Annotated in this window: 9 protein-coding genes; all 9 read right to left on the reverse strand. The window is 43.2% G+C overall.

Going from position 1 to position 11,697, the window contains the following annotated elements:
- Positions 1-34 precede the first annotated feature (34 nt).
- The gene (locus tag EJ419_RS02890) at positions 35-1,237 is read right to left on the reverse strand and encodes an ABC transporter substrate-binding protein (protein WP_131283423.1); all 1,203 of its coding nucleotides are present in this window, start codon (positions 1,235-1,237) and stop codon (positions 35-37) included.
- 200 nt (positions 1,238-1,437) lie between these two features.
- On the reverse strand, positions 1,438-2,553 hold the full coding sequence (locus EJ419_RS02895; RefSeq protein WP_131283425.1) for a uroporphyrinogen decarboxylase family protein: 1,116 nt from the start codon (positions 2,551-2,553) through the stop codon (positions 1,438-1,440).
- 897 nt (positions 2,554-3,450) lie between these two features.
- A complete protein-coding gene (locus tag EJ419_RS02900) occupies positions 3,451-4,392 on the reverse strand; it encodes a sulfite exporter TauE/SafE family protein (RefSeq protein WP_165496211.1) in 942 nt (313 codons plus the stop codon).
- A 255-nt stretch (positions 4,393-4,647) separates the two neighbouring features.
- Entirely contained in the window at positions 4,648-5,172 is a 525-nt protein-coding gene (locus tag EJ419_RS02905) for a Panacea domain-containing protein (protein WP_131283429.1), read from the reverse strand.
- A gap of 122 nt (positions 5,173-5,294) precedes the next feature.
- Positions 5,295-5,687, reverse strand: a complete 393-nt coding sequence (locus EJ419_RS02910; protein WP_131283431.1) for a (deoxy)nucleoside triphosphate pyrophosphohydrolase — start codon at positions 5,685-5,687, stop codon at positions 5,295-5,297.
- Positions 5,688-5,691: 4 nt separating this feature from the next.
- The gene (locus EJ419_RS08380; protein ID WP_338068212.1) at positions 5,692-7,257 is read right to left on the reverse strand and encodes a DUF3427 domain-containing protein; all 1,566 of its coding nucleotides are present in this window, start codon (positions 7,255-7,257) and stop codon (positions 5,692-5,694) included.
- Positions 7,187-8,569, reverse strand: a complete 1,383-nt coding sequence (locus EJ419_RS08385; protein WP_205668810.1) for a DEAD/DEAH box helicase — start codon at positions 8,567-8,569, stop codon at positions 7,187-7,189. Before EJ419_RS08385 ends, EJ419_RS08380 begins: the two co-directional genes overlap by 71 nt.
- 104 nt (positions 8,570-8,673) lie before the next feature.
- Positions 8,674-10,632 carry an alpha-glucosidase gene (locus EJ419_RS02920; protein WP_131283433.1) on the reverse strand — a complete coding sequence of 653 codons (1,959 nt, stop codon included), beginning with the start codon at positions 10,630-10,632 and terminating at the stop codon, positions 8,674-8,676.
- Between the two features lie 101 nt (positions 10,633-10,733).
- Positions 10,734-11,516 (reverse strand): M15 family metallopeptidase, encoded by a 783-nt coding sequence (locus EJ419_RS02925; RefSeq protein ID WP_131283435.1) that lies wholly within the window; start codon positions 11,514-11,516, stop codon positions 10,734-10,736.
- Positions 11,517-11,697 lie beyond the last annotated feature (181 nt).

The raw sequence follows: 11,697 nt of genomic DNA on the forward strand, positions 1-11,697 counted from the left end.
GTGATTACGTAATAACGCCGCTTTACTCGTCGTTTTACTCGTCGTAACGAACGAATTTTCCATCCTTAACGATAAGCAAAATTGGTTCGATGTTATCTGCGCGACGAGTTTTCTGATTGAACTTGAATGTACCGCCGTTTCCCTGATAGAGAGGGAAATCGGTTACTGTCTGCAATGCCTTTTGAATTCCTTCTCGAGTTGCACTCGTCTTATTCGCCCCATAAGCCAAATCTTTAATAGCTTGGTATGCGGTTACTTCGAAGTTGCCTGGATCATACCCATACTTCTTATTGAATGCTTCTACGAATTTCTTTTGCTCATCAGTCTTCACGCCTGTCGCACTAAACGAGCCAGTGATAATGGTTCCTTCCGCATTCTTGCCAGCATTATTGAGGAACTCTGAAGTTTCCTGTCCTCCAAAGAATGAACCATCCCATGCAAGCTTGTTGCGCAAAGTGTTGAGCACCAATGCCCCATCTGGACCATAACCGATATTTACGATCGCATCAGGCTGAGCATCGCGCGCTTTAATCAAAATTGGGGATAAATCAGTCGAATCAGCAAGATAAGAGGATTCATAAGCGATATCAATACCTTGCTTTTGAGCTTCTTCCTTAAACTCGTTATATGCTTCCTTACCCCAGTCGTTTTCGATGTATACAACGGAAATCTTTTTTGCAGTTTTGGCAACGGTATCTGCATTGAGCTTTTGATATGTCGCCTGCGTAATTTGAGGTGTCCATACATACTCGCCAGTATCAGTAAAGTTCGTTGCCGAATTATTGAAACCATAATGGACGAGTTTTGCCTGATTAAAGGTTGGAGATGCAGCTGCTGATGCTGATGACGAATAATCACCTACTACTGCAATGACAGAATTGTCGGAAACAATCTTTGGAGCGACTGCAGCATCTTGCTTAGCATCTGACTGAGTATCATAATATTTGATTCCCAATTTCTTGCCTTGAACGCCACCGTCAGCGTTGACCTCATCTAATGCCAACTCCCAGCCGCGCTTAAACAGTTTGCCGTATTCAGCATACTGTCCCGTTTCAGGGTAAATTGCTGCAATATTAACGGTATCTGACGCTGAACTCGACTGAGTATTATCACCGCCAAGTCCGAAAGAGCATGCTGATGTCGTGAAAATTGCGACAGCAGCAGCCGTAGCGACTACAAGCTTTCCAGCGGTTTTCCAAATTTTTGAAGTACGTATATGTGCGTTAATAAGTGACATATTATTTCTCTTTCGTTCTCTACGGTTTCCATCATTTGCGTATTCCAGCATTGCGTATCGCGACTTACTATGACGGTATACGTTTGAGGGAGTCTATTTTAAATTAGGGTGTTACTGTGATTGTTTGCGCACGGTTTGCGCTTGCTGACATTCACCGTGCGCTGTTTTAGTTCGCTATCGTGGATTGTGCGCGTTAATAGTTAATACACTTTCTTAAAGCTTGCAAGGATTTCCAATGATTCGTCGGTTGCAGGAGTTGGAACTGTACAACTTGGAGCGAGCAGGAATGGCTTTCCTTCGCGTTCGGCAATCGTTTCCTCAAGCTGAGTACGCACACCTTCTACATCAGAGCGTTCGTCTGTTGCAAACTTTGTGAAGTTTGCTCCTCCTACAGGAACTGCTCCAATTTCCGCGTCAACGTCAGGATTTCCAGGCAGGAACTGGTCCCAGTGGATAATGTCAGCACTGTCTCCAAACCATTCTGGATGAGAATCCTCGCGGCAGGTATGAAGGAGGACAATCGCATCTGGATTAGCATTTCGAATAGCATTGAGTACAATATCGTCATATGGCTTAGAGAATTCTTCGTATTCTTCGCGGCTGAAGAAACCATGTGAGACAGTTCCAGTTACCGCGTAGAAAATTCCATCGAGTCCAGCACCGCCACGTTCAACTGGTGTGACGAGTCGAGCAGCATAATCAGCAAGAGTCTGAGCAATGTTGAGCAGAGCTTTCTTTACACGATCGGGATCGGAAAATACTTCTTCGCGGGTAGTCGTCGGAGTAGCATACTCGTCTCCTGGATAAAGTGGCAAGTCAGCAAGCTGCAAAATAATAGATAGTGGCGAGAATACGGACTGAATAACTGCTCGATCTTGCAAATTTTCACGAATGAAACGCGCAGCTTCGTATGATTCGCGGAATGTATTGTCATCATCAATGCTGAGTTGAACAATCTTATCAAGATCGGATGGATGCTGAACTGCATCAGTTAATTTTCGAGGAATAACGTAGCCATCGTAATTTTCTGGGTCGTATGTACTTCCCCATGCTTCTGAATAATATATTGCTCGAGGGTTAATTTTTACCCAATCCCAATCCCACTTCTTGACAAAGTCGACGTATGCCTGACCAAAGTCGTCTACTCCGTATTCATGGCCGATAAGATGCTGCCAAGCAGCGACGAGGTATGGAGTTGATTGTGGATCTGCCGTGCCACGAGCGATATCATAGAATGCCTGACGACGTGGAGCGAAAGCTGCCACTGGCGTTGATTCTTGTGTAGATGCTTGAGGGCCGTTCTGTGAGGTGGTCATTGTATCTCCTTGCTATGGATGGATTTGTGTAAGTTTTAAAAATTGATATATGCCGAAGTCGAGAATACTGTGCGAATAAAGTCAGAGCGCTTATGGGTACGCGTATACACTAATCTTTTGTGCTGGATTATACGTGGAAATGTTCCACAACTCATTGAGCTGTATAAACTGAACCTTATATGCGCGTTTATTCTGTCGAATCGACGTTAAAACTTAGCGACACATACAACAACACATTCGACAGCACATTTCGCAACGCATCATCACCGATGCGCTGTGCTGTGAAGTGTTACTCGTGTATGTCATGGTTGTAACTTTAAACATGCGTGTGGATAAATGCAAGCAAAACACGCGCATATATGTCAATTAGCTTATCAATAAAATTTATACGTTCTTATCAGGGGCGCTGATTACGACCATCTTACGCTGGGCCGGACATCTTGTTATAAACGCAAAAAAGGAATCTATTATCCGCATTTTTTGCATAGTATCCCTTTTGTTCTTTTCTGCATGCCCGATTGGAAACTCACAAAGGGCGCAAGTGCAAAAAAAATATGAATATTCTCGCTTTCTGCATATTCATAATATTCGATAATTCGGTGTTCCTTCTTGTAATAATCGCGATTCCCAGCTTTCTTTCAGGTTTCTTCTGGGGTGTTATTCAGGTTCGTGCAGTTGCATATAGAACATCGAAAGAAACACCGCACAGGAACTACACAGAAGCTGAGCCGGTAGATTCTAACGAATATAACTTAATCCCTTCTTCTCTTTCTCTCTCAAACCTCGCCAGGTCGCACACCTAGCGAGGTTTCTCTTATGTACGATAAATTCGAGGCTTATAGGCAGTTCGACATATTCGGACTTTTTTAAAAAACAAGCGAGCGCGACGGCACCTTCCTACACGCGCTTTTTCAATGCCGAATGTACGCTTTTAATCAGTACAACTACTAAGAACGCAATGAATCCCCATTGGTTAATCTGTGGTGTGAGACCGCTAGCGATAATGCCACCAATTGGAGTGGTTACCAAAGCAATAACACCGATAATCGCTGCAGCTCGAATATCTACGAGTCCAGCTTTTATATTGCTCACCGTGCCTGAAACAGCTCCCGGCATAATTGCCAGTAGAGATGTTCCACGTGAAACCAAATCGCTCGCACCAAACACGGCGCTCATACCTGGCACAAGAATTGCGCCTCCACCAACGCCTAATAATGCCGCCAAAATTCCCGCGACCATTCCCAAAATAATCATTCCTAATGCCGTCCACGGCGTGAGAACGACATGAGACGCGCGTGAAGGAGTATCCGTGAATTGTTGAATGATAATCAGCGCAATAAAGAAAACAAATACCCAACGCAAGATTCTTTCAGGAAGAATGTGAAGTAGTCGAGCGCCGATGAGTGCCCCAGAGATGGAACCAACAATAATGAAACATCCCATTGCCCAGTGAACGTTCCCAGCAATTGAGTATGATACGATTCCTCCCAAACTAGCAAGGGGCATAGCTGCCAAAGAAGTAGCTGAAGAACGACGTTGCGAAAAACCACACAGCATCAATCCCGGCACCATCACCGTACCGCCGCCCACACCAAATAACCCTGATAAAAGACCCGCTGCTAATCCAACGAGGATAATGAGGCCGATGCGCGAGGGCGGGAATGAAGTTGATTGTGATGGCGAGGACAAGCTCGAAGATGCTAACGGAGCCGACATTGAGGATTCAGATGAGTTCTCTGTAGTTTCATTCATTTCGCGAGACATACATGTAGTTATATCGCATGCAGGCGATGTCAATAACGCCAGACCAGTGATAACTTTGCTATGATTCTTGCGCACATGTACGTTTTTGCATAAGACTATGCATTAAATTTATGTTGATTTGACCTTCTCAGCTTTCTTTCAGGTTGCTTACGGGGTGTCATTCAGGTTCATACGGTTACATATAAATCAACGCAAGGAACACCGCACAGGAACTACACAGAAGCTGAGCAGATGTTTCCCAAGAAAACTTAATCCCTTCTTCTCTTTCTCTCTCATTTGGGTAGATGATTAAAAGTCATCTGCCCAATTTTGTTGGGGAACTTGTTTCATTTAATATGAACCAAATCGAGTGAGCGCACTCTCCCATTTATTTTTATTACAATCGATAAATTCTTTTATACTCCCACGATATCGCGGATAATCTTTTACATCATCGGAAGTAATAATATCTTCTGAATCTATTGACCAGATCTCGCTATTCGTCTTACTCATCGCCCAACCACTTCTAGCTCGCTGTACGAATTCCAATAAATCAAATACAGTCATCCAACCATACTTTTCCATGACATGATCAATTATCTGCGAGAGTTGTATATCATCCGCAGAATAGAGACCGTCAGTGCTTTTCAGAATTCGTTCATGCCCATATTCACGAAATTCGGCATAGACAGAGAAAACTACAGGACCTGCTTCCCAACCAAAAATTGGATCATCGAACAACGGATGTCCACAGCGTCGAATCGACTCAACTTGAGAATAATATAAGAATATATTCAACGTTAAATTCGTAAGAAAAATATTCTCTGCATATCTACGGATAATAGCTTGTGCTACGTTTAGAGCCGAAAATGTCATCTAAGCTCTCCTTTCCTTTCTGGAGAGCTTAATAATTACTGCCTTTAAAATAAAGGAGCGTAACCACAAGATCTACTAACGATCTACGATCTTTGTTTTGTATGACTTATGCACTGCCTAAATCATTCGGCACTTAAAAGTACAACGGCCTCACGGTCCACAGGTGCCCATTCTAGAGTTCCCAATTCACTCGGCGCAAGCCAACATGAATCCTGATGCTCAAGCAATTTCAATTCGCCCGAAACCAAATGAGCGCGATAAGTTTTCATGACAACGGTACCGAACTCATAATCGAAAGACGCTTCGTTAACAAAACTGATTACTTCGATATCTGCGCCGAATTCTTCCTTAATCTCGCGAACCAATGCCTGCTCAGGGGTCTCGCCTTCCTCAATCTTTCCTCCAGGAAACTCCCAAAATCCGCCAAGCGCTTTATCTACTGGGCGTTGCGCGCAGAAGATTTTGCCTTCTTGCATGATAGCGGCTGCGACTACTTTGATGATTTTGTGTGACACGGGTTTACTCCTGGGTTAGATAACGGTATAGCGAAGGTTCTACTGGTGTATCAAGATCGAAAAGCATGTGCACAAGACCTTTTCCTGTCTTTTCTTGTACGATCTCTTCGGCGCTCCCTAAGACATAATGTATTCTACCAAGATAGTAGAACTCATGACCTTCATTATCATCCTTCTTGACATACAACTCTAAGCGTAAATTGCTAGCTTCAGAGTCAGTAATTGCACGTACATCATTTGATGATAAGCTTCTTCCTACTGTTGATTCCCAGCCAAGTGTGGATTCATCTATAAACCCATCTTTGTACTTTATCGTCTCATTGATATTCTCATTCTTTTTATAAGTAACAAATACAGGACAACTATGTGAATACCTATCGATCTTATACCCAGTCATAATAGGCTCATCTGATTTGAAATTCAGGAGTTTAAGAACATCACGTATCGTGTATTTACGTCCTATAGTAAATACCTCCGGATAAATTTCTTGCTTCGATCGTCCAACAGCAATAATGTCGTTAAACAACTTTGCATAGTTCTTATTAAGACTCAAAGATCGCATCACATCAGAATTCAAATAAAACTTACCCTCATTCTCCTGCACTAGGGGCACCGTACCGTAACGTTTGCGCTCAGTAGCTTTCAAGAAGGAAAGGTCAAGCACTCGTTTTACAGACTCAAGCACTTCTTTGTCAGTACTTACTCCAATTGAATTGAGCGTATCAATCCAACTCTGTTCCGATATGATCCCATCATTATTTACGAGCAATTCAAGAAGTACTAGATCCTGTTGGCGTTTACCCGGCGCAAGCTCAAAAGTAACGAACTCTAAATAACGTTTCTCTACATCTGAAAGAACGATTCTTTCTGTTTCGTCACTGAATTTATTGATAACATCTGCATAACTTCTAAAATAAGCCCTATTTTCGAAGAATACCAGAGGCTCCACGCTCTTGTTGATAACAAAATCGTAAAGATAAGGAATTCGTCCAAGACGATTTTTAAGACTTACAAATATCTCTTCCAAATTCTTAACACTTGAGTACGGTGCTTTACTAATCGATTTAAATATCTGGTCACGCGCTATCTTTTCAAAATTGATAGTTGTCAATCCTTGAAGCGAAAATGGTTGGCGAACATCACGACGATAATTATCCTTATTCATCGACTGATCACCGAATAAAGCGATAGGAATGAGGTAATTATTTTTATAATTACCAATGAAATCAATCACCGTTACATACTCTTTTGAATGGAATTTACGCAGCCCTCGTCCAAGCTGCTGAACAAATATAATACTCGATTGCGTATTTCGAAGCATGACTACTTGATTAATACATGGAATATCAATACCTTCATTGAATATATCAACTACAAGTATGTAATCAATTGCCCCATTTTCTAAGTTCGTTACAGTTTGTTCACGGTATTCTTGGGAATCCTCACCAGTTAATGCCACTGTCTTCAACCCACGCTGGTTAAGAAGTTCAGAAAGCTCTTTAGCTTCTTTTTTGCACGAGCAAAAAATTAAACCATGTACGGTATCGCCTTGATGCCCATAATAGTTTATTTTTTTCTAGGATATGATCTACACGATCCTCCGACACTAAATCAGAAAAACTTACTTCGTCATTCAGCAGTTCCCCGTTAATTTCAATATCAGTCACGCCATAGTACATAAAAGGACACAATAAGCCCTCGTCTAAAGCATCTTTCAAACGAATTTCGTATGCTACATTATAGTCAAATAATTCATAGATGCTTTGCCCATCAGTTCGTTCAGGAGTAGCAGTCATCCCCATAAGAAATTGTGGCTCAAAGTAATCCATAACTTTTTTATAAGTCTTTGCTGAAGATTTATGAACTTCATCAACTAAAATATAGTCAAAACGTTTCCGATCAAAACTATGAAGATTTTCATCCCTTTCAAGAGTTTGGATCGTTGAAAAAACATACTTCTTATTTGAGATATCAGAGCCACTTTTGTATATACATGCTTCACTCGGGTCAAAGCCTATTACTTTTTGAAAACTTTTTAGCGCTTTTCTAAGTATTTGTTCGCGATGTACAACAAAAAGGACTCTTTCAAGGTGTGATTGTTTCACATCAAATGCAGAAAGATACGTCTTCCCCGTCCCCGTTGCGCTAATCACTAAAGCACGTCGTTGCCCTGCATCGCGTGCTTCCTGAAGACTCTTCAATGCCTCTTCTTGCATCTTATTAGGAATAATAGTCCCCTCGGTATTTATACGAGTCTCTTCACGCTCGAAAAATCGTTTCGCCGAAGGATTACGAGTTTGGTTATATCGATCAATTAGTTCCTCAGTTAGAGGGTCTGACATATCCCATACACGTTTAAATTCTTCTTGTGTACGATGGACAATATCTCCATTTTCCGCAGAAGTTAGCTTAATATTCCATTCATAATTCTTTTTAAGCGCATTCGCGGTTAAATTTGAACTACCCGAAATAATTACTTTCTGTCCGCCACGCTCAAACATGTAATATTTGGCGTGTAATTGTAGTTCTGGTGGAGACATACGCACTTCAACATTTTTAAACTTGAGAAGCTCCCGCAAAGCCAGAGGATCATTAAAATCAAGATACGGCGAAATGATTATCTTCCCGTGTATGCCACGCTCAGCTAGATCAAATAGCTGAGTCTTAATCATGCCAATACCAGACTGAGTGACGAATGCTACAGAGAAGTAAAAAGCATCACAGCGTCTTAATTCATCATCAATATCCGAGATTACATAACGTTCTTCATCAGGATTATTAACCAAGATTCTCGGCGCATAAGTCTTATCCGAATGCATCTTCGCATCCATAAAACCATATTGAAGAGACTCTAATAAGCTCGATTGAAAATTATCTTCCATTTACTCACCTCTGAATCTCAGCCGTATCTCACACCAGGATAATCGAATAAGACGATAAAAGGTGGGCTACTACTTATAGCATCCCACCTTTCATGCTTTTACTTCTACACCCTCACAGCCATAGCAGTCCACGGATTCAAAGTACCAGCTCTCAACTGCTCATTCAGCGAAACAGTATCCGTTTCATTCGTTATAGCGATATCCCATTCTCGCCCATTCTCGGAAGCTTGGCCCGCCCTTGCCTCTTCAAGCAACGCCAGAGTCTGCTCTGGAATTTCGACCTCATCACCGCTCATGTTTCCAAATACGAGAAGTTTCTCAGCCGAAGACGAGTCTTCGCTTTCAGCCTCAGCATAACCCTCTCCATCACCAGTCTCAAGAGTTCTCACAAACGCATACACATCACGCGAGTCTTCGTCAATCGCCTTCCAATCGCCTAACGCCACGACCTCAGACTCATGACGGAGCTCAATAAGTCGCTTATAGAAAGACCAAACGGATTCGCTATCATTCACCTGAGAAGCAGCATTAATTACTGCTTTATTCGCGTTAACCCCAAGCCATGGCTCGGCGCTGAGACCTCCCTTAGCGCCCTCATCCACACCAGCTCCGTCGCTCTCCCCCTTACCTGCAGTGAACCCCGCATACTTCGAATCATCCCATTGCATTGGCGTACGCGCATTGTCACGACCGACGCGTTTGATTCCCGCCATCATTTCCTCAGGAGTAAGTACTCCTGCACCGACGAGCTGATGATACATGTTGATGGATTCGAGGTCTTCAAACTGATCAAGCGTTGTATAGTCGGCATTGGTCATGCCGAGTTCTTCGCCTTGATAGATATATGGCGTTCCCTTATGCATGTGCAAAATTAATGCCAGTGCCTTTGCAGAGCGTACACGCATTTCTTCCGACGAATCATCACCCCAGCGCGACACTGAACGTGGCTGATCGTGATTGCAGAAGAAGAGCGACGTCCATCCGCCATTTTCTGCGATAGATTCGTACTTCTTAAAGCATGGTCGCACATCTCTAAACGGCTGTTCAGTAACTCCCCATTTGCCGCCAGGACCATACGTATTGATATCCACGTGCTCGAAGAGGAAAAGCATGTCGAGTTCGCGATTTTCTGGTTTGGTCACGGTTACAGCGCGCTCAGTACTAATTCCTGGAGCCTCGCCAACCGTCAGATAGCCGTCTCGCCCGTCGAAGACCGCTCGATGCATTTCATTCAAAAATTCGTCTAAACGAGGACCATCCGAGCAGTCAGCAAAAGGATTAACATAACCGTCAGGACCAGCCTCTCGCATCTCAATTAACGATCCCTCTACCCCAGGCAAAAGACCATTTTCATCGTATTTTTTCGAAATGAGCGAGATAACATCCATGCGGAAACCGTCGATTCCACGGTCCATCCACCAGTTCATCATCTCATATACAGCTTGGCGCATGTCAGAATTTTCCCAGTTGAGGTCTGGCTGCTTCTTACTAAATTGATGGAAGAAATACTGTCCGCGCTCAGGCACCCATTGCCACGCAGAACCACCGAAGTACGAACCCCAATTATTTGGCTCAGCGCCCGGTTCGCCTCCTACAAATCCTTCACGAGGATCTTGCCATATATACCAATCATCATGCTGCCCATCGCGTGTGGCAGAGCCTTTAAACCATGCATGTTCATCTGAAGTATGGTTGACGACCAAATCCATAATGACTTTGAGCCCCAACTCGTGCGCACGAGCAAGCAACTCATCCATATCCTCAAGAGTTCCAAACATTGGGTCAATATCTTGATAATCAGAGATGTCATACCCGTTATCATCTTGAGGAGATTTATACACAGGCGAAAGCCAAATAACATCTACTCCCAAGTCTGCAAGGTAGCTCAAACGTGAGGTAATTCCAGGGATATCGCCCATTCCGTCGCCATTCGAGTCTTGGAATGATCGAGGATAAACCTGATATACGACTGCGTTGGACCACCAGCTCGTGTTCTTATCCTTCGCGTCCTTCGCATCCTTCGCATTGCTGTTCTCGAAACTCTTTCGATTGAAATCAGTCATTTTTCTCCCCTCATTGCACATTATGATGATTGCGTATCATGATCATTGCACATCATGATGCATAATGCACAGCTGCTTATTCCATATATTTCTATCTAGAATCATGCTACATCATCAATGTGCTTAATGAACTCTTCCAGTGTCCAACCACGATCCGTTATATATCGCGCGATATCCGGACCCACATAGCGATAATGCCAATCCTCATAGCCCACACCGGTAGATTTTTCGCCGCCCTGTGGAAAGCGTAGGATAAAGCCATATTGTGGTGCAATTTCCTGAATTTTTCGAGCTAGATCAGGATTTTGAGCATTCAGCTCTTCTTGGCTGCTCAAATCTACCGCTAGGCCAGTTTGATGTTCCGATGCTCCCGCCGGTTGCGAATAGGTTTTCACCTGCGTCTCCGCTTGTTCACGCGACCAGTCAGGATGAGCGCTCATCTCGTCATTCACATATCGCTCAAAAACCTCATGCTGATATTCGACACTGCGATAGCAGGAAATATAATGTACATTTCTATCAATTCTTTGAGCATGCGCAAGAAATTGTTCTAAATCTGATGCAATTCGCGAATCAACTGCACAGCGCGAATCAATCTGTGCCAGTGCCGGATTCATCTCTGGACGGGTATGCGTTCTATTAACCAATACAAGACGCCAATCGTCGCTCGTAATTCCAAACTTTTGAGCGATGGTTTGCTTTTTAAGATTTTTTTGTTTTTGAAATTTGCCGCGTGAAGATTGACGCGTTTGGGCTTCTTTCGAGCGATCTGAGAGCACGTGTGTTTGCTGGGATGAATGAGTGTGGTGTGAAGAGTCTACATGTATGAAATGAAGCAAACCTGTTCCCCAGCACAGCAAAAGAACCCCTAGAACGACGACCATGATCGCTACTACGGTACGTGTTATCTGCCTTTTCCACGACTTTTGCACAGCTCAAGCTTACATCATTGTGACGTAGAAACTTCAGTTTCGAAGATTCCTCCGTATGAACGTTCTTTTGTGCATAACAGGTCACATTTTTGCGAAGGTCTCGCCTTTACTCTTCAATACTCGACCCGTTTTA

Source organism: Alloscardovia theropitheci, assembly GCF_004332295.1.
Classification (GTDB): domain Bacteria; phylum Actinomycetota; class Actinomycetes; order Actinomycetales; family Bifidobacteriaceae; genus Alloscardovia; species Alloscardovia theropitheci.

Excerpts from the sequence above, each read along its gene's own strand:
- EJ419_RS02890 (WP_131283423.1), bottom strand. The coding sequence starts at position 1,237 with ATGTCACTTATTAACGCACATATACGTACTTCAAAAATTTGGAAAACC.
- EJ419_RS02895 (WP_131283425.1), bottom strand. The coding sequence starts at position 2,553 with ATGACCACCTCACAGAACGGCCCTCAAGCATCTACACAAGAATCAACG.
- EJ419_RS02905 (WP_131283429.1), bottom strand. The coding sequence starts at position 5,172 with ATGACATTTTCGGCTCTAAACGTAGCACAAGCTATTATCCGTAGATAT.
- EJ419_RS08385 (WP_205668810.1), bottom strand. The coding sequence starts at position 8,569 with ATGGAAGATAATTTTCAATCGAGCTTATTAGAGTCTCTTCAATATGGT.
- EJ419_RS02920 (WP_131283433.1), bottom strand. The coding sequence starts at position 10,632 with ATGACTGATTTCAATCGAAAGAGTTTCGAGAACAGCAATGCGAAGGAT.
- EJ419_RS02925 (WP_131283435.1), bottom strand. The coding sequence starts at position 11,516 with ATGGTCGTCGTTCTAGGGGTTCTTTTGCTGTGCTGGGGAACAGGTTTG.